The organism is Paraburkholderia bannensis NBRC 103871, assembly GCF_000685015.1.
Taxonomy (GTDB): Bacteria; Pseudomonadota; Gammaproteobacteria; order Burkholderiales; family Burkholderiaceae; genus Paraburkholderia; species Paraburkholderia bannensis.
On the sequence record NZ_BAYA01000004.1, the window covers coordinates 171143 to 189776 of the forward strand.

General features: G+C 66.0%; 18 protein-coding genes. 11 read left to right on the top strand and 7 right to left on the bottom strand.

What is annotated here, in order from left to right; translation table 11 throughout:
- Window position 1: 1 nt before the first annotated feature.
- Window positions 2-1063 carry a hypothetical protein gene (locus BBA01S_RS40325; protein ID WP_052391690.1) on the bottom strand — a complete coding sequence of 354 codons (1062 nt, stop codon included), beginning with the start codon at window positions 1061-1063 and terminating at the stop codon, window positions 2-4.
- A gap of 389 nt (window positions 1064-1452) precedes the next feature.
- Here BBA01S_RS40325 and BBA01S_RS06825 point away from each other — a divergent pair, with 389 nt between their 5' ends.
- Window positions 1453-1734: a hypothetical protein gene (locus tag BBA01S_RS06825; RefSeq protein ID WP_027815777.1), complete on the top strand. Its 282-nt coding sequence runs from the start codon at window positions 1453-1455 to the stop codon at window positions 1732-1734.
- A gap of 50 nt (window positions 1735-1784) precedes the next feature.
- Here BBA01S_RS06825 and fabI read toward each other — a convergent pair whose 3' ends face one another.
- A complete protein-coding gene (gene fabI / locus BBA01S_RS06830) occupies window positions 1785-2564 on the bottom strand; it encodes an enoyl-ACP reductase FabI (protein ID WP_027815778.1) in 780 nt (259 codons plus the stop codon).
- A 100-nt stretch (window positions 2565-2664) separates the two neighbouring features.
- The gene (locus BBA01S_RS40330; RefSeq protein WP_063750527.1) at window positions 2665-5580 is read right to left on the bottom strand and encodes a DUF3141 domain-containing protein; all 2916 of its coding nucleotides are present in this window, start codon (window positions 5578-5580) and stop codon (window positions 2665-2667) included.
- Window positions 5581-6002: 422 nt separating this feature from the next.
- Here BBA01S_RS40330 and BBA01S_RS06840 point away from each other — a divergent pair, with 422 nt between their 5' ends.
- A complete protein-coding gene (locus BBA01S_RS06840; protein WP_084161910.1) occupies window positions 6003-6965 on the top strand; it encodes a bifunctional enoyl-CoA hydratase/phosphate acetyltransferase in 963 nt (320 codons plus the stop codon).
- Complete coding sequence (locus BBA01S_RS06845) at window positions 6966-8237, top strand: acetate/propionate family kinase (protein ID WP_042296279.1); 1272 nt, start codon at window positions 6966-6968, stop codon at window positions 8235-8237.
- A 9-nt stretch (window positions 8238-8246) separates the two neighbouring features.
- Here BBA01S_RS06845 and BBA01S_RS06850 read toward each other — a convergent pair whose 3' ends face one another.
- Window positions 8247-8891, bottom strand: coding sequence for an RBBP9/YdeN family alpha/beta hydrolase (locus tag BBA01S_RS06850; protein WP_027815781.1), 645 nt, complete (start codon window positions 8889-8891; stop codon window positions 8247-8249).
- Window positions 8892-9192: 301 nt separating this feature from the next.
- Between BBA01S_RS06850 and BBA01S_RS06855 the strand changes: the two genes are divergently transcribed.
- The 6 genes from BBA01S_RS06855 to BBA01S_RS06880 are packed head-to-tail and all read left to right on the top strand — an operon-like array spanning window position 9193 to window position 13301.
- On the top strand, window positions 9193-10143 hold the full coding sequence (locus tag BBA01S_RS06855) for an NAD(P)-dependent oxidoreductase (protein ID WP_027815782.1): 951 nt from the start codon (window positions 9193-9195) through the stop codon (window positions 10141-10143).
- 41 nt (window positions 10144-10184) lie between these two features.
- Window positions 10185-11117 (top strand): hydroxymethylglutaryl-CoA lyase, encoded by a 933-nt coding sequence (locus tag BBA01S_RS06860; RefSeq protein ID WP_027815783.1) that lies wholly within the window; start codon window positions 10185-10187, stop codon window positions 11115-11117.
- A gap of 37 nt (window positions 11118-11154) precedes the next feature.
- Window positions 11155-11676: a YbaK/EbsC family protein gene (locus tag BBA01S_RS06865; protein WP_027815784.1), complete on the top strand. Its 522-nt coding sequence runs from the start codon at window positions 11155-11157 to the stop codon at window positions 11674-11676.
- Window positions 11654-11917 carry a DUF1289 domain-containing protein gene (locus tag BBA01S_RS40335; RefSeq protein ID WP_042296428.1) on the top strand — a complete coding sequence of 88 codons (264 nt, stop codon included), beginning with the start codon at window positions 11654-11656 and terminating at the stop codon, window positions 11915-11917. Before BBA01S_RS06865 ends, BBA01S_RS40335 begins: the two co-directional genes overlap by 23 nt.
- Entirely contained in the window at window positions 11914-12375 is a 462-nt protein-coding gene (locus tag BBA01S_RS06875; protein ID WP_027815785.1) for a MaoC family dehydratase, read from the top strand. The genes BBA01S_RS40335 and BBA01S_RS06875 overlap by 4 nt, the downstream gene beginning before the upstream one ends.
- Window positions 12372-13301: an MBL fold metallo-hydrolase gene (locus tag BBA01S_RS06880; protein ID WP_027815786.1), complete on the top strand. Its 930-nt coding sequence runs from the start codon at window positions 12372-12374 to the stop codon at window positions 13299-13301. Before BBA01S_RS06875 ends, BBA01S_RS06880 begins: the two co-directional genes overlap by 4 nt.
- 245 nt (window positions 13302-13546) lie before the next feature.
- On the opposite strand, the gene BBA01S_RS06885 is transcribed toward BBA01S_RS06880, so the two are convergent.
- On the bottom strand, window positions 13547-14848 hold the full coding sequence (locus BBA01S_RS06885; RefSeq protein WP_245641437.1) for a DUF445 domain-containing protein: 1302 nt from the start codon (window positions 14846-14848) through the stop codon (window positions 13547-13549).
- A gap of 127 nt (window positions 14849-14975) precedes the next feature.
- Complete coding sequence (locus tag BBA01S_RS06890) at window positions 14976-15878, bottom strand: DMT family transporter (RefSeq protein ID WP_027815788.1); 903 nt, start codon at window positions 15876-15878, stop codon at window positions 14976-14978.
- A gap of 132 nt (window positions 15879-16010) precedes the next feature.
- On the opposite strand from BBA01S_RS06890, the gene BBA01S_RS06895 reads away from it, so the two are divergent.
- On the top strand, window positions 16011-16484 hold the full coding sequence (locus tag BBA01S_RS06895) for an Lrp/AsnC family transcriptional regulator (protein ID WP_027815789.1): 474 nt from the start codon (window positions 16011-16013) through the stop codon (window positions 16482-16484).
- Window positions 16485-16493: 9 nt separating this feature from the next.
- Here BBA01S_RS06895 and BBA01S_RS06900 read toward each other — a convergent pair whose 3' ends face one another.
- Complete coding sequence (locus BBA01S_RS06900) at window positions 16494-17387, bottom strand: alpha/beta fold hydrolase (protein ID WP_027815790.1); 894 nt, start codon at window positions 17385-17387, stop codon at window positions 16494-16496.
- A 281-nt stretch (window positions 17388-17668) separates the two neighbouring features.
- Between BBA01S_RS06900 and BBA01S_RS06905 the strand changes: the two genes are divergently transcribed.
- Entirely contained in the window at window positions 17669-18628 is a 960-nt protein-coding gene (locus BBA01S_RS06905) for an NAD(P)H-dependent flavin oxidoreductase (RefSeq protein WP_027815791.1), read from the top strand.
- The last annotated feature ends 6 nt before the right edge of the window (window positions 18629-18634 follow it).

The following is an 18634-nucleotide window of genomic DNA, read 5'->3' on the forward strand; positions in this document are numbered from 1 at the left end:
CTCAGACAAGCGCCAACGCGCGCTCGCGCGTGTCGGCCGGCGCGCGCACGGCGGATTGCGCGAGCGACTGCCAGCGCAGCTTCGGGAAAATATCGTCGCCTAGCGCGCTTTCCAGCGAGAGATTGCGCACGTCGACGCCGCGTCGCGCGAGCAGCGCGGCGGCGTGGCGAAACGATGGCTCGATAAAGTCCGCGAAGTTTTCGTCGAGATAACTCGGCTGCATGTCGCCTGCCGATTCGTAAAAGCGCGGCGTGCGTTTAGCCGCGCCCATATCGACACCATGCAGATAGAGCCGCTTGAAACCGAGCGCCGCCAGCACTTGCAGCCCCGCATACGCGACGGTGCGACCGTCGAAAACACCGCGGCGCAAATCCAGGCTGAAACCCAGCGGCTGCGGCGCATCGAATAATGCGAGCGCACGCGGGCCGTAGTGCGCGCGCAATTCGCGCGGCGCGGGCGCGCGACGTCCAGCGGGAAACAGCATGTCGTCGAGGAGAAACACGCGGCAACGAATGCGCTCGATCCCGAAGCGCTCGGCGATGTGCCAGAGCACGAGCGGCGTGGCGAACAACGTCAGCGATTCGGCGATCACACGCTCGACCAGGTCGGGCCGGTTGCGCACGAAACCCGTATCGACAATGCAGTAGTAATCGAAGCGCACGCCCTGTTTTGCCGCGAGCGCAATGGCGCCATTGACGCCGAGTACATGCTGCATCGGCAACGCGCGGTATTCGATGGTATTGACGGACGGGCCCGTCGCGATGAGATGGCACTCGCGCAAAGCTGCGCTGTTTTCAGGCTGGCAGGTCACCAGATCATTGACGCAGGCAAGCTTGCGCCCACGAATGCGCATGCCATTGAGCCGCCCCGCTTCGTCGCGCTCCAGCGTCACGCCATGCGCGAGGCGCTCGTTATGACGCCACGCGCGCGTGTGCGTATAGCGATAAAGCAGCTTGAAAAACGTGTTGCCGGCACGCCTGACCGGCGAGATAGTTGCTCGCGCAACATTCTTCGTTCCGGCGCGGGCGCGCGGCGAACGGATGGCGTTGCCTTCGATAATCATTGCTCTGCCTTGCAACGGCGCGAGGCTGGTTGCCTTGCGCCACAGTAAGACGCGAGTCTAGGGTTTTCATTCGTTACATAGGTTACGTATTCGCAGGAGCTTATTACGGTTATTTACGGGTTATTGCGATTTCTGCATGAAAGCCCTGCGTAACGCGTTTGCGCAATGCGCAAAAATTTGCATCATCGCGGGGCGAATTCGATCACTCAGCCAATCGCTCCGAAACCAGCAACCAGCCTTGTTTTCAAGGGATTTCAGCGATCTCCCCGACGTCATCGATCCCTTACTGAATTGCTTCAAGTCGAGATCATTGTTGCAGATTCGTAATTTATAACCCGACGGCGCACGATAAATTGAAGTCGTCCATTCATCGAACGCCGGAGGCTCGAATGAACAAGAAACTCATCGCCGTTTTGGGTGCGGGTGCAACGATTCTCGCCGTGTCGCAAACGGCCATGGCAGGTGTATCGGTGGGTGTTGCGCTTGGCGCGCCTGCGCCGGTCTATGCAGCACCGGCCCCCGCCTACGTAGGCTGGCACGATGACCGACGCTGGGAAGAACGCCGCTGGCACGAGCATCAATGGCGTGAGCGCCATTGGGACGATCATCGCTGGGGCGGCGACCGCCGCTGGGGCGATCGCCATGACGACTACGGCTATCGCCGCTGGTAAGTAAGTCGCAAACGCTTTAAGGCCGCTTGCTTTAAGGCCACTTACAAGGCTTAAGCCATGATGTGCGCGCCGCCGTCGATGTAGACCGTGTTGCCGGTCAGGCGGCGTGCGTAGCGCGTCGCCAGATACGCGGTGGCGTAGCCGACGTCCATGATGTCGACCAGCTCGCCGAGCGGCGCGCGCTCAACGGCGTCGGCCAGCATGCGGTCGAAGTCGGGCAAGCCGGACGCCGCGCGCGTCTTGAGCGGCCCCGGCGACACGGCGTGCACGCGAATGCCGCGCGGCCCAAGCTCATACGCCAGATAGCGGCATGACGCTTCAAGCGCCGCTTTCACCGGCCCCATCAGGTTGTAGTTCGGCACGACGCGATTCGCGCCGTCGTAGCTCATCGCGAACAGCGTGCCGCCGTTTTTCATGAGCGGCACGGATCGCTTAGCCATCCGAATAAATGAATGGCATGACACATCCATCGCATAAGCGAAGCCTTGCGCCGACGAATCGAGGAGACCACCTTGCAGATCGGCTTTGGGTGCGTAGGCGATCGAGTGCAGCATGATGTCGAGCGTGCCCCACTGCTCGCGCAGCGCCTCGAATACGGCATCGAGCTGCCCGTCGTCTTCAACGTTCAACGGCAGCAGCATCGTTGCGCCGAGTTCCTTTGCGAGCGGCTCGACGTAGGGTTTGGCCTTGTCGTTGAGATAGGTGAGCGCGAGTTCCGCGCCCAGTTCGGCGAACGCGCGTGCACAGCCGTAGGCGATCGATTCGGCGTTCGCCACGCCGGTCACGAGAGCGCGCATGCCGGCGAGCGGACGGTCGGAAGAAGTCTGCATGGCTTACCTCGTTGGCGGTGAGTTGTTGCGCCAGCAACTAAACGAAAACGCGAGGCGGCCTGCGTCTGCAAACCGCCTCGCGCGATGCATCGTCTACCGCTTATTCTCCAGCGCGCGACGCCCGGCGACGCGCCGCCGCGGGACGCGTCGCACGCGTAGCCGACGGCGCGCTCGTCGAACGTGCGCCGCGTGCAGCCGAGGCTTTGGTCGCGGGCGCTTTCGGCTCGACGGGCGCGGCGACTGCGTGCGCCGCCGCTGCTGCCGCGGCCTTCACTTTGGAGGCCGGACGTGCGGCGCGCTTCGGCTTTTCCACCACGACGGGCGCCGGTTTCGCGGCGGCAACGACCTTGGCGGCTTTGGCGCGGGTGCGTGCCGGTGCAGCAACAGGCGTCGCGGCCTTCACTTCGACGGGTGCAGAAGACGCCGACGCAGCGCCCTTCGAACCCGCCGGAGCCGTTTGCGAACCCGTATCGGCCTTGCCGCCTGCGCTGCCACCTGAGTTGCCCCCCGCACTGCCTGCTCCCCCGCTTCCCGGCGGCGGCGGCAACGCGTCCTTCTCGCTGCCGGGCTCCAGCCCCAGCACGCGCTGCACTTCGGCAAAGCGGTCGGCGCGCTCGCCTTCGAGCGGCTCATACGCCGTCGCCACCTGGTAGACCACTGCCATCAGCGTGCGCCGCGTACGTGCATCCGGCACGAGATCGGGCAACGCATTGATCGCGGCCTGCGCATCGAGCTGCACGATCGCGCCCTGGCGGCGCGCCGCTTCCTTGAGCTCGGCGATGCTCGGCTGCCGGTCGCCCAGGTACTCGCGGCCCAGTTCCCGCATGCGCTGGAACGGACGGTACTGCACCACGTGCATTTCATCGGCGAGATACGCGAGCACGCGCATGAACGCGTCGAGCAGCGTGCCGTCGTGCAGATGCGCGCGCGCCGCGCGCAGACGCGTCTGCGCCAGTTCCCTGCGCAGCGCCGAGAGCGGCGGCGCAATCGGGTCGAGCGGCGTATTGGGCGCAACGCCCACCCATGCCTGCACCCACGGCGCGGTGTAGAGGCTGTAGAACGTGCGCTCGACCCACGCATCGCGGGCATCGCGATACGCGTCCCAGGCGCCTTCGATGGTCGCCGACACCTGCTTTTCGATCAGCGTGAACGGGTTGTCCGACGCGGCCGGCTTGCGATGCGCGCGCACCGCTTCGGCGACGGCGGGCAGCACGCCCAGCACCGGGTTGGCATCGCTGAACACGCTGCGCTCCACGCGCGACGGATGCGCCTCGCGCAGCAGGTGCGCCGTGAGCGCGTTGCTCGATCCCCGCACGAGCGGCGAGACGTACAGGTCGTAAATGCGCTGGTTATTCTCGGCGAAACGGCGCACGACTTCGAACGGCTGCTCGTCGTCGCGACCGTCGTCCAGCGCCAGCACGTCGTCGATCGAACGGCGCTCGAAGCGGATCTCGTAGCGCCCTTCGAGCGCCTCCAGGCGGCCCGCTTCCGGCGTCGAGTCGGTGATCTTCGCTTCGTAGAGTCCCGGCGGCAGCACGTCGATCAGGTCGAGCGCCGAAAATAGTTCGGTGTGCTCCTTATTCGCCACGCTCGCCGAAACGAAGATGCCCAGGTGCCCCACCTTGTCGTGCAGGCAATAGACGATCACCTGTTCGTTGGCGACGATTTCATCGACGCTTGCGTACAGGTCGGGAATCCAGTTGAGCGCCTGTTGCGGCGGCGTGATGTTGTCGCCCCACGAAGCCAGCACGATGATCGACGTGCGGATGTTGCGCAGGTCGACCGGCGAGCGCGCGTTCTTCGCATACACCTCGTTGCGCGTGAGGTGATTGCCGACGAACAGGTTCTGCACGATCCAGTCGATTTCCGCGCGATTGAGCTGGAAATGGCCGCCCCACCAGCGCTCGAATTCCAGGAAGCGCTCGCGCTCCGTATCGACGCGCGCATAGAGGTTGTAGAGCTTGCCCCAGAACGTGTTGGCCGGGTTCAGGTTCTCGAAGTTCTGCACGAGATGCGCGCCGTCGAAGTGGCCATCGCCCAGGTCGGCGGCCAGCGACGAGGCCCACGAACCGCCCAGCATGCCGCCCGAATAGCGCATCGGGTTCTTGCCGCGCACGCCAGCCCAGTACGACAGCGGCGAGCCCGCGAGCATCAGCGGCCCGACCAGCGAAGGCGCGGACGCCGCGAGCAGCGCTGCGGCCCAGCCGCCCTGGCAGTTGCCGATCACGAAGGGCAGACCGTCTGCGTCGGCGTGCAGTTCGCGCACCTTGCGCAGGAATTCGGCTTCGGCCTTGCCGACCGATTCGATCGTCTGCGTTTCGGTCGGCACCGGGAAGAAGGTCACGAAGTAGCAGGGATGGCCCTTGCGCAGCGCGATGCCGACTTCGCTGTCCATCTTGAAGCCCGCGATGCCGGGGCCGTGTCCCGCGCGCGGATCGATCACGACGAACGGACGCATGCGCGGATCGGTCTGCACGCCCGCTTCGGGCTTGATGCGCAGCAGTGCGTAATTGCAGGGGTCGTCGAGTTCACGCCCATCGACGATCACGTCGTAGTCGAACGCGAGCACCGGCGGCATGCCCGCCTTTTCGTGCATATACGTCTGGTTGCCGCGCTCGCGCAGCACGTCGAGGAACAGCACGCTGCGCTGCCACGCGTCGAACAGGTAATCGAACAGCGGCTGGATCGCGGCAGGCGCGGCGGCGGGCAGTTTCGGCGCGGCGGGCAGGCTGGCCGCCGCCGACGGCTCGCGCGTCAGGGCGAAACCGCTGAACGGCGCCGCCTGCGAGATCGCCGTTTGCCACACATTGCCGAGCACATTGCTGAAGGCGGACTGCGCGGCTTCGGCCGATTCGGCGAAGGCATCGGCGATGGGCTGGAACGGCGGCAGCGTCTTGAGTGCGGGGAACGACGACAGCGGCCAGAGGGGCCAGAACGGCGCGGCGGGAGTGGAAGTCGCCTGGGCGGCGCTGGAAGGGGCAGACGAGGAAGCGGACGAGAGGGCGGAAACTGCCACGACACGAATCTCCTTTAACGGGGTGCGCGTCGCGCAACGGCAAAGCGCAGGCGAGCGCACGCGGCAGTCATGCTGCACTGCAAAAGTCCAATCTAGGCAGCGCCTCGCCGAAAGTCAAGGCGGGCCGGATCAGGTTTGCGTGTCATGATCGCGCCGCCTCGTGAATGCGGCGTGACAGAAACATGGCGATGCGCGCGGCGCTTTGCTGCATGGCCCGCAGAAGGCCTGCGCGCGATCATGCGTGACGCATGCGGACGCGGCGTCACGCTGCGTAAAGCGCACTTTGCGCGCTCGACAAAACCCGCTGGACTACACTATTGGCGCTTTGCGCGGCGCAGCATGACCGTGCGAAAACGCGGCCGTGTGTGCCTCCACGCGTGGCCCGAAGCCGTTGCCTCACGTCGTCACATTCGCGTTCGAACATGCCTTGCGTGGAGCCTGAAATGACTGCAACGCCCGACAAGTATTCGGTTCTGCTGACACGCTGCGCGGGCCTGCCGCCCGTGCCCACGGCCGTCGCCCATCCCTGCGATGTCTCGTCGCTCACGGGCGCGCTCGACGCCGCCAACCTGGGCCTGATCGCGCCGATCCTCGTCGGCCCCGAAGAAAAGATCCGCGCGGTCGCGCAGGAAGCCAATCTTCCGCTCGACCACGTCACGATCGTCGATGCGCCGCACAGCCACGCGTCCGCCGCGCGTGCCGTGCTCGCGGTGCGCTCGGGCGAAGCCGAACTCCTCATGAAAGGCAGCCTGCACACCGACGAGCTGCTGCACGAAGTCGCCTCCGGCTCCAACGGCCTGCGCACCGAGCGCCGCCTCTCGCATGTGTTCGCGATGGACGTGCCTACCTATCACAAGCCGCTTTTCATCACCGACGCCGCCGTCAACATCTTCCCCAAGCTCGCCGATAAAGCCGACATCGTGCGCAACGCCATCGATCTCGTGCAGGCGCTCGGCATTGCCACGCCGAAGGTGGCGATCCTCGCGGCGGTCGAAACGGTCTCCGACAAGATGCCCTCGACCATCGACGCCGCCGCGCTGTGCAAGATGGCCGATCGCGGCCAGATCGAAGGCGGCCTGCTCGACGGGCCGCTCGCCTTCGACAACGCCATCAGCACCGAAGCCGCGCGCATCAAGCACATCCATTCGCCGGTCGCGGGCGACCCCGACATCCTGCTCGTGCCCGACCTCGAAGCGGGCAACATGCTCGCCAAGCAGCTGACGTTTCTCGCCGGCGCCGAAGCCGCCGGCATCGTGCTGGGTGCGCGCGTGCCCATCATCCTCACGAGCCGCGCCGACACCGTGCGCTCGCGCATCGGCAGTTGCGCCATCGCCGTGCTGCTCGCGCATGCGCGCCGCGCGCGCCAGAACGCGGAGGTGCTGTAAATGAGCGTCGACACGTCGTTCGCGTCGCACCCGAATCACCATAACGGCGAAGGCCAGATCGTGCTGGTCGTGAACGCCGGATCGTCGAGCATCAAGTGCTCGGTGTATCGCGTGATCGACGATCCGAATGTGGAAGGCGGCGCGCGTGCGATCCATGGCGCGGGCGGGCAGATCGAAGGCATTGGCGTGGCGCCGCGCGTCGAAGCGCATATGGCCGACGGCCGCCTGATCGTCGACGAGAAGTTTCCCGTGGCGCAGGTCGCCGATCACGACGCCGCGTTCCGCCTGCTGCGCCTCGTGCTCGCGGTCGGCCTGCGCGACACGCCGCCCGCTGCGATCGGCCATCGGGTCGTGCACGGCGGCGCGCACTTCAAGGACGCGACGCTGATCGACGATCAGGTCATCAACGAACTCGATGCGCTCACGCCGCTCGCGCCGCTGCACCAGCCGCACAATCTCGCGGCGATCCGCGCGGTGCGCATCGCCGCGCCCGAATTGCCGCAGGTCGCCTGCTTCGACACGGCGTTTCACGCGGGCAACGACATCATGGCGCAGCTGTTCGCGCTGCCTTACCGCTACTACGAAGAAGGCATTCGCCGATACGGCTTTCACGGCCTTTCGTACGAGTACATCGCGCATCACCTGCATGCGGTCGCACCCGATATCGCGCGCGGGCGCGTGGTGGTCGCGCATCTGGGCAACGGCGCGAGCCTGTGCGCCATGCGCGACGGCAAGAGCGTGGAGACGACCATGGGTCTCACCGCACTCGACGGCCTGCCGATGGGCACGCGCTGCGGCGCGCTCGATGCGGGCGCGGTGCTGTGGATGCTCGAACACGGCATGGGCCACGACGAAATCCAGAAGCTGCTGTATCACGACTCGGGCCTCAAGGGCCTGTCGGGCGTGAGCAGCGACATGCGCGAGCTGCTGGCAAGCGGCAGCGCGCAGGCGAAGCTCGCCATCGACTTCTACACGTACCGGATCGCGCAGGAAGTGGGCAAGCTCGCCGTGGTGCTGGGCGGGCTGGATGCGCTGGTGTTCACGGCCGGGATCGGCGAGCATGCGCCGCAGATCCGCGCGCAGGTGTGCGAGCGGCTCGCGCCGCTATTTGGCGTGACGCTGGATACCGCCGCCAATGACGCGGGCAAGGAGCGCGTGGCCGCACGCGACAGCCGCGTGCCGGTGTTCGCGGTTCGCACCGATGAAGAAGGGATGATCGCGCTGCATACCGCGCGCTTGCTGCGCAACGCACCCGCGGCGCGGGCGCATTGACGCCTGCGTTCAGGCGTACCTGAGACGCGCTTCGATGATTTGCGCGACGTGCTCCTGCGCAGCGTCGCGGCCCTCGTCACTGCCCTCGTCGCGCAATCTGCGCGGCGCTTCGCAATGCACGAGCGTATCGACGAAATACTTCGCGCGCGGCCACGGCCCGAAGCCCGCCGCCGTGTTGATATGCCCCGCATCGCCAAGATTCACGAACGCGCTGCCCAGTTGCCGCGCAAGACGCTGCGCGCCTTCCAGCGACATCCACGGATCCGTTTCGCTGCCGATCAGGATCGACGGCACATTCAGGCGGCGCGCCTCGAACGGCCCCGCGAAGCGGAACTTCTCCGGGCTCGCGGGCGCGACGAACAGCACGCCCGCCACATCGGCGTTCAGCAAGCCCTGTTGCAGCGCATAGGCCGTCACAAGGCAGCCGAAGCTGTGCGCCGCCAGCAGGAACGGCCCGCGTTCGCGCGCGAGCAGTTGCGCGAGCGCGCGGCTCCACACCGCCAGATTGGGCGCGTCCCAATCGTCCTGTTCGACGCGCAACGAGCGCGCGAACTGGCGCTCCAGCCAGCTTTGCCAATGTGCGCCGTCGCTGCCGTGCAGGCCCGGCACGGTGACGAGTCGCGGCGGCCAGCGTGATTGCGCGCACGAAAGCATGATTTTTTCCTCGCTTCGACGGATCGTGGAGCGATTGTGATACGCACGTCGCACGCGCCGAACCAATTTTTTTTGCTTTGCTTTTTCGCGACCTCGCGATGGTGCGGCGCAGTGCACGGCGGATTGCGCCCTCGCGGAGAAAGCGCGGCGGCTGACGGCACGAAAAAGTAGAATGTGACGGATCCGGGCAGGCCATCCGGCAATCAGCAGCAATCCGCGCCAATCAGCACCAATCCGCGCCAACCCGCCCTATCGCGGCTATCGCTGTGTTGCGCGGCGATTTCGAGGGAAACGTATCACGATGAAGATTCTGTTCTGGCTCCCGCAATCCGATGGTTCCGCCTGGCTCGCCGCCCTTGCGCGCGCACTGCCCGACGCCGAACTGCGCGAATGGCAGCCCGGCGACACGGCGAGCGCCGATTTCGCCGTCGTCTGGCATCCACCGCGTGAGATGTTCGCCGCGCCGCGTGGCCTGCGCGCGATCTTCAACCTGGGCGCGGGCGTCGACGCGATCCTCGCGCTCGAACGCGATCACCCCGGCACGCTGCCGCAGGATGCCTTGCTCGTACGCCTGGAAGATTCGGGCATGGGGCCGCAGATGGCCGAGTACGTGCAGCACGCCGTGCTGCGTTATCTGCGCCGCTTCGACGATTACGCGCGACTGCAGGCGCGCCGCGAATGGCATGTGCTCGCGCCGCATCCGCTGGAAACGTTCACGGTGGGCGTGCTCGGCCTTGGCGTGCTGGGCGCGCAGGTCGCGCGCGCGGTGGCGTCGCTCGGCGTGCCGGTGCGCGGCTTTTCGCGCAGCGCGAAAACGATCGACGGCATCAAGACCTTTTCGGGCGAACTGCGCGGCCCGCAATTCGACGCCTTTCTCGACGATGTGAAAGTGCTCGTGAACCTGCTGCCCGCCACGCCCGATACGCATGATGTGCTCGACGCCGCCACCTTCGGCAAGCTCGCGCGCGGCGCGTATGTCGTGAACGTGGCGCGCGGCACGCATCTGGTCGAGCAGGATCTGCTCGACGCGCTCGCCAGCGGCGCGCTCGCAGGCGCCACGCTCGACGTCTTCCGCACCGAACCGCTGCCGGGCGACCATCCGTTCTGGCAGGAGCCGCGCATCACGATCACGCCGCATAGCTCGGCGCTAACGTTGCGCGACGAAGCGGTCTCGCAGATCGCGGACAAGATCGAGGCGCTTGCGCACGGTGAAACCGTGAGCGGCGTCGTGCATATCAAGCGCGGATATTGAGCGCGGTGTGCATCGGTAAAGAACAAAGACAGGAGACAGACATGGCATCAAACGTACTACCCAGCGCAGTCAAGATCGTCGAAGTCGGCCCGCGCGACGGCCTGCAAAACGAAAAGGAATTCGTCCCCACGCCGGTGAAGATCGAGCTGATCGATCGCCTCACGCGGGCGGGCTTTGCGAACGTCGAAGCCGCGTCGTTCGTCTCGCCGAAATGGGTGCCGCAAATGGCCGACGGCGCGCAGGTGATGGACGGCATCGCGCGTGGCGCGGGCACGATCTACTCGGCGCTCACGCCGAACCTGCGCGGCTTCGAAGGCGCACTCGCCGCGCGCGCCGATGAAATCGTGATCTTCGGCGCGGCAAGCGAAGCGTTCTCGCAGAAGAACATCAACTGCTCCATCGCCGAAAGCATCGAACGGTTCGCGCCCGTCGCCGAAGCGGCGAAGGCCAACGGCGTGCGCATCCGCGGCAGCGTGTCGTGCTCGCTGGGCTGCCCGTATCAGGGCGACGTGCCGGTGGCGTCGGTGGTGGACGTGGTGCAGCGCTTCGCCGCGCTCGGCTGCGACGAAATCGATATCGCCGATACGATCGGCGTGGGCACGGCAAAGCGCGTGCACGAAGTGTTCGACGCCGTCACGAAGGTGTTCCCGCGCGAGCGTCTTTCGGGCCACTTCCACGATACTTACGGGCAGGCGCTCGCGAATATCTACGCCGCGCTCGAAGAAGGCATCGCGATCTTTCACGCATCCGTGGCGGGCCTGGGCGGCTGTCCGTATGCGAAGGGCGCGACCGGCAACGTCGCGACCGAAGACGTGCTGTACCTGATGAACGGCCTGGGCATCCAGACGGGCGTCGACCTCGACCAGGTGGTGGCCGCTGGCGACTTCATCTCGCGCGCGATTGGCCGCAACAACGTTTCGCGCGCGGGCAAGGCGCTGCTCGCCAAACAGCAAAGCGCCGCCGCCTGCGCCTGATTTGAATACTGATCGCAGTACGAAGGAAAACATCGACATGACGGACACCCTCATCAACTCCGAAAGAGACGGTATCGAAGCGCTGCCCGAATCCGCGCGCCGCGTCGCGCTGCTGCTGCGCGACCACGGCCATGCAAAGCCGGTCGTGCTGCTGCCCGAAACCGGCAAGACGTCGGCGGAAGCGGCGGCGGGACTTGGCTGCGAAGTCGCGCAGATCGCCAAGTCGATCCTGTTTCGCCGCCGCAAGGACGATGCGCCGGTGCTCGTGATCGCGAGCGGCGCGAACCGCGTCGACGAAAAGAAGGTCGAGGCGCATGTGGGCGAAATTGGCCGCGCCGATGCGAAGTTCGTGCGCGAGATGACCGGCTATGCGATTGGCGGCGTGTGCCCGATTGGCCATGCCACGCGCCCGGTCACGCTGATCGACGCCGACCTGTTCGCGCTCGACAGCCTGTGGGCCGCGGCGGGCCATCCTCATGCGGTGTTCAACCTGTCGCCGCAGGAACTCGCGGCGATGACCGGCGCGCCGGTCGTCGATGTCGCCTTGCGTGACGCCTGATCCTGGCATGACGACGCCCTCGCCCTGCATCAACGTGTGCCGCATGAACGAGGCCAGCGGCCTGTGCGAAGGCTGCCTGCGCACGATCGACGAAATCGCGTCGTGGTCGACGCTCGACGATGACGCGAAGCGTGCCGTGTGGGACGCGATCGAGGTGCGGCACGCGCAATGGCTGTCGAAGCGCGACGCCCATAACGTTGCTCGCGCAACCAATGAAGCAAGGCACGAGGACGCACAATGACCGCGCCCGCCCGCGTCGTGAAGATCGGCGAGACATTTGGTGCCACGCTCGCGCTCTCGCCCGATTCGGTGAAGTCGTTCGCGACGCTCGTGAACGACCTGAACCCGCTGCATCATGACGACGCCTATGCCGCGCAGAGCCGTTTCGGCGGCCTGATCGCTTCCGGCACGCAGCCCACCGCGCATTTCATGGCGCTGCTCGCGACGCATTTCTCGCAGTACGCGCAGCCGCTCGGCCTCGAATTCGACATGAAGCTCAAGCGTGCCGCTCACGCGAACGACGTGCTGACGTTCGAATGGCGTGTCGTCGATGCGTACTGGAAATCGAGCCTGAACGGCGACCTGGTGAAGCTAGAAGGCACGGCGAAGAACCAGCATGGCGACACGCTCGTGGTAGGCCACTCGACGATACTCGTCATGCCGAAGCCCGCGTCATCAGCGGAAAACGCGACCTCATGAGCGACGTCGCCCTGCCCACGTCGCTGCGCGTTTTCGAACGCGGCTGGCTCTCGTCGAACAATATCCTGCTGGTCGATGACGAACGTACCGCACTCGTCGATACGGGCTACGCCACGCACGCCGCGCAAACCGTCGCGCTCGTGCAGCATGCACTCGCGGGCCGCGCGCTCGACACCATCGTCAACACGCATCTGCATTCGGATCACTGCGGCGGCAACGCGCGTTTGCAGGCGCAATGGCGCAGCGAGACGTTGATTCCCGCCGCCAGCGCACACGCCGTGCGCAAGTGGGACGAAGCGCGCCTCACCTTCGGCGCGACCGGGCAAACCTGCGAGCGCTTCACCTTCACCGGCACGCTCGCGCCGGGCATGCGACTGAAGCTGGGCGGCATCGACTGGGACGTGATCGGCGCGCCGGGCCACGATCCCGATTCGCTGATGCTCTACGCAAGCGAGCCGCGCGTGCTCATCAGCGCCGATGCGCTCTGGGAACAGGGCTTCGGCGTGATCTTTCCGGAACTCGAAGGCGAGAGCGGTTTCGCGGAGCAACACGCCGTGCTCGACGCCATCGCGCGACTGGATGTGGCGACGGTGATTCCGGGCCACGGCGCGCCGTTTTCGGACGTGGGCGCGGCGCTCGATCGCGCGTATTCGCGCCTGGCGTGGCTACGCGCCGATCCCTCGCGCAACGCGAAGAACGCGCTCAAGGTGCTGATCGTTTTCAAGCTGCTGGAAGTGCGCGCGATGACATTCGCGGCGCTGGAAGCGATGCTCACCGATGCCGCCATCCTGCACGCGGCGGCGCAGCAACTCGCGCCACAAAGCGCGTGGCCCACGCTGCTGCGCGAGCTGGCCGGCGAGCTGGCGAAGAGCGGCGCCCTCGTCCTGCGAGAGGACGGCATCGAAGCGCCAGCCCACGCCACCTGAGCCTGCACCAAAAAAAACGCTCGTCCTTTTGCAAGGACGAGCGAGAGTATCTTGCTCTGACGTGATCAAACGTTCGAGCCGATCATACTCGCGCGTGATTGCGTGCCGCATCGGTGATTTCCCTACAAACCGGGAGCCCCGCCCGGGCCTGAAAACACCCGTAAAAACAGGCACATATTGCTTCGCGCTCCGAAACTATGCGCGATACGTTCACGAACCTGTCATGCGGCAGCGCACGCGCCATTTCATAGGCCGAGTTGCAGGCGCAACCATTCGAACAGATGCGAGCAGAGGTACAGCCCCAGCCCGATCGTGCCGCCGATCAACGTGCCGTTGATGCGAATTCCCTGTAGATCCTTGCCGATCTTCAGTTCGATGAGCCGCGCGGTCTCGTGCGTGTCCCAGTTGCGCACCGTGTCGCGAATGTGATGCGTCAGGTAGCGCGAAAACTCGGGCGCCATGGCGCGGGCCGCGTCTTCCAGATGACCGTTGAGCGAGGCGCGCAGGTCGGCGTCGGCGGCCAGCGCCTGGCCGAGCCACTGCCCCGTCGCGGCCACTTTGGCGTGCAGCGTCGAATCCGGCCGCTCCAGGTCGTTGCGCAGCCAGCCGCGCAGGCTGTCCCATAGCTCGCGCGTGTAGTCGTTGAGCGCGCTGCCTTCGCGCAGGCTCGCCTTGAGTTCCTCGCCCTTGCGCAAGAACGCCGGATCGTTCTTCAACTGCACGATCAGCTTTTGCATCACCTCGTCGAACTTCTGCCGCAGGTGATGTTCGCGATCCTCGCTCACCTGGAGCAGCAGCCGGTTCACGGCGCTCTCCAGCACGCGCGCGCCTTTGTCGCCCAGCCACTCGGATGGCAGCATCCATTCGCTTTTCGGAAACTCGCTCTTGAGCCCATCGACGATGCGCGACGCCACGAACTCACGCGTGCCTTCCTCCGCCAGCAGCAGGCCAAGCTGGTCGAGCATGCGGTCGAGCAGTTCCTGATGGCGGCCGTCTTTCGTGAGCGTGTCGAGGATCGCGCCCGCCGATTTCGACAGATCGACCTTGTCGAGCGCGGCATGCAAGCCATCGCGAATAAAAGCCTGGATGCGCGCATCGTCGGTCAGGCCGAGCAGGCCCGACATGAGCCGCACGGCGTAATCGCCCAGGCGCTGCGCGTTGTGCGGCGCGGTGAGCCAACCGGACAGCCGCTCGACCGGATCGTGCCGGCGGATCAGCCCGACGAGCGAATTCACGTCGAGAAACTTCTCCTGCACGAACACGGCGAGTTCGTCGGCAATGCGATCCTTGTTGCGCGGAATCACGCCCGTGCGCGCGGACACGAAAGGAATCGGCACGCGCCTGAACAGCGCGACCACGGCGAACCAGTCGGCCAGCGCGCCGACCATCGACGCTTCGCTCACGGCCTTGATGCCGTCGACGATCACGCCCGGCGGCGACAGCGCCGTGACGACGAACACCACGGCGGCGGCGATCAGCAGGAATAACGCGCGCCGTTTGGCACGGATGAGTTCGGCTTCGTCGCGGCTGATTTCAGGGGTGGGCATGCGGGGTCGGGAGGGTCGGGAAAGCGATCCGCGACATTATGCGGGCACTCTCCGAACGGCGCGCCTGGGCGCACTGCCTCACATCGCCTTACACCGCCAACGGGCTTCTGCGGCTCGCGACACAGCGTCAGACCGTGCGCGCCTTCTCCCGCCGCGGCACGATCCGCCAGCCCAGGTTCACGCCCGCCGCCGCGAGCAGGATGAGCGCCGCGCCCGCCACCTGGATCCAGGCAAGCCGCTGGCCGAATGCAAACCAGTCCACGAATATCGCCATCACCGGATAGATGAACGAAAGCGCGCCGGTCATCGCCGTGGGCAGCTTCTGGATCGCGCCGTACAGCAGCACGTACATCACGCCCGTATGCACGATGCCGAGCGTGACGATCTGCGCCCAGTGCACGGGCGTGTCGGGCAGCGTGCCGTAATGGATGAACGGCGCCAGCGCGAGCGCACCGAAGCCCAGTTGCACAAGCGCGAGCAGGTGCGGCGGCGTGCCCTTGAGGTGCCGCGTGATGATCGCCGAGATCGCATACAGAAAGGCCGCGCCTGCCGCGCAGGCCACGCCCGTGAGGTACTCGCCGGGCAGCGCGAGCACGGCGGGCTGAACCTCGACCACGCCCACGAGGCCGACGAAAGCCAGCGCCAGCCACACGACCGTGGACGCGCTCACGCGCTCGCGCAGCAGCAGTGCGCCCAGGCCGACGAGCATGAACGGCTGCGTGTTGTAGACGGCCGTAGCCATGGAAATCGACGCGCGCGAATACGCCGCGAACAGCAGCACCCAGTTCGCGACGATGGCCGCGCCGCCCAGCACCGCGAGGCCGAGCGTGCGCCACGGCAGCAGCGCGCGCCGGTAAAGGCCGAGCGCCGCGCAGACCAGCGCGAGCGTCGCGCCGCCCAGCACGCAGCGCATGAAGACGACGTTGAGCGCCGGTTGCTTCGACGCCACCACGAGCCAGCCGATGGTGCCGGACATCAGCATCGCGACGACCATTTCGCCCGCGCCGCGGCGCACTTCTGGGGATGCCATGTTGTCTTTCCTTGTCGAGATTCTGCCGTTCAGTTTACTGGCTGCCCGACGCGCAATACATGGCAAAAGCAAGGCGAAAACTTTCGCTCGCCTTAGAATCGAAGGCACTATGCCCGACAGATGAGCGAAATCATGAACAAGCGTTTGAATGCCGCCAATGCGCCCGCCCCGCTCGACGACATCGATCGCGCGCTGCTCGCGGCGCTGGCCGAGGATGCACGCGCCAGCGTGAGCGAGCTCGCGCGCCAGATCGGGCTGTCCGCGCCCAGCACGTCGGAGCGCATGCGCAGGCTCGAAGCGCAGGGCGTGATCGGCGGCTATACGGTGCGGATCGACCCGCGCGCGCTCGGCTACACGCTGCAGGCGATCGTGCGCGTGAAGCCGCTGCCGGGCCAGTTGCATCTGGTGGAGGAGATGCTGCGGCGCATCCCCGAGTTCGTCGAATGCGACAAGGTGACGGGCGACGACTGCTTCATCGCCCGCGTCTACCTGCATTCGATCGAACAGCTCGACGAGATCCTTAACAAGGTCACCGAGCGCGCGGAAACGAGCAGCGCCATCGTCAAGACGACGCCCGTGCCACGCCGGTTGCCGCCGCTCGTTTAATCCGCAGTTTTAGCGCTCGGTCGCTTCGAAGAACGACAGCATTTCGGCGACGAGCGCTTCGCTCGCTTCCTCGGGAATGTAGTGGCCGCAGGGCAGCGCGCGGCCGCTCACGTCGCGCGCCACCTTGCGCCATTCGGCGAGCGGATCGAAACAACGCTGGATCACGCCGTGCTCGCCCCACAGCACCCGCAGCGGGCAGCCGACCTTGTTGCCGCGTTCGATATCGGCGCGATCGTGTTCGAGGTCGATGGTCGCCGACGCGCGATAGTCCTCGCACATCGCATGCACGGCGCCCGGCTGGCGCAGCGCCGCGCGGTACGCGCCCAGCGCCTTCGGCGCGAACGGCGCGAGACCTGCGTGACGGCCGCCCATCACGCGCTCGATATACGCATCGGGATTCGCGCCGATCAGCGCTTCGGGCAGCGGCTCGGGCTGGATCAGCAGGAACCAGTGGAAATAGAGCGTGGCGAACTCGCGGTCGGTCTGCTCGTACATCGCGAGCGTGGGCGCGATGTCCAGCAGCATCAGGCGCTCGACGGCGTCCGCATGGTCGAGCGCCATGCGATGCGCCACGCGCGCGCCGCGATCGTGCGCGCAAACCAGGAAGCGCTCGAAGCCGAAGTGCTTCATCACCGCGACCTGGTCGGCGGCCATGACGCGTTTCGAGTAGGCCGCGTGCGTCACGTCGCTCGCCGGTTTCGACGAGTCGCCATAGCCGCGCAGGTCGGTCGCGATCACGGTGAAGTGCTTCGCCAGATCGGCCGCGCAGCGATGCCAGATCATGTGCGTCTGCGGGTGGCCATGCAGGAGCAGCAGCGGCGGGCCTTCGCCGCCGCGCATCCCGTTGATGTCGACGCCGTCGGCGGTGCGGACGGTGAAACGCGTGTATCCCTCGAACGGCATGATTTGTCTCTCTCTTGTCCCTGTTAGTCCCGCCATTGTATGAGGCACTCGCGAGCGCAGACCGTGCTTTAAGGCCCATAGCGCTAGAAACCGAACACTCCCTCGAATGTCAGACGAACGGTGGAATCCCTACGTCGCACCTATAATCGAACGACCGTTTTCAAGTGAGTTTCGCTGATGCAGCGCAGACAAAATCTGACATACATCAAGCCAAACTTATCCTGATCGAGCCTGATCGAGACCAGGCGCCCGACCGATTCCGCGCCTAAGGAGACCCCTCTATGGCCTTGCCCTCCGTTCTGCAAAACCTGAGCCTGCCCGTCGTTGCCTCGCCGATGTTCATCGTGAGCTACCCCGAACTCGTGCTCGCGCAGTGCAAGGCGGGGATCGTCGGCTCGTTCCCGGCGCTCAACGCGCGCCCCGCCGAACTGCTCGACGAATGGCTCACGCAGATCCAGGAGCAGCTGGCCGCGCACAAGGCCGCCCATCCCGACGCCGTGATCGGGCCGATCGCCGTCAACCAGATCGTCCATCAGTCGAACGCGCGTCTTGAGCACGATATCCGCGTGTGCGTTCAGCATCGCGTGCCGATCTTCATTACCAGCCTGCGCGCGCCGCCGAAGGAACTGCTCGACGCGGTGCACAGCTACGGCGGCATCGTGCTGCACGACGTCATCAACCTGCGCCACGCGGGCAAGGCGCTCGAAGCGGGCGTGGACGGGCTGATCCTGGTGGCGGCGGGCGCGGGCGGCCATGCGGGCACGACCTCGCCGTTCGCGCTGGTGGGCGAAGTACGGCGCATCTTCGACGGGCCGATCGTGCTGTCGGGCGCGATCGCCAACGGCGGCTCGATCCTCGCGGCGCAGGCGATGGGCGCCGATCTGGCCTATATGGGCACGCGCTTCATCGCCACCCAGGAGGCGCATGCGGTCGAGGGCTACAAGCACGCGATCCTGAGCGCCAGGTCCGCCGACATCGTCTACACGAACCTCTTCACGGGCGTGCACGGCAACTACATCCGCGAGAGCATCGTCAACGCGGGACTCGACCCGGACGCGCTGCCGGAATCGGACAAGTCGGCGATGAACTTCGGCGGCGACAAGGCCAAGGCCTGGAAAGACATCTGGGGCGCGGGCCAGGGCGTCGGCCTGATGGACGACGTGCCCTCGGTCGCGGAACTGGTCGAGCGCCTCAAGCGCGAATACGACGAGGCGAAGACGAAGCTGGGAATCGCGCGGTAAGCGGCA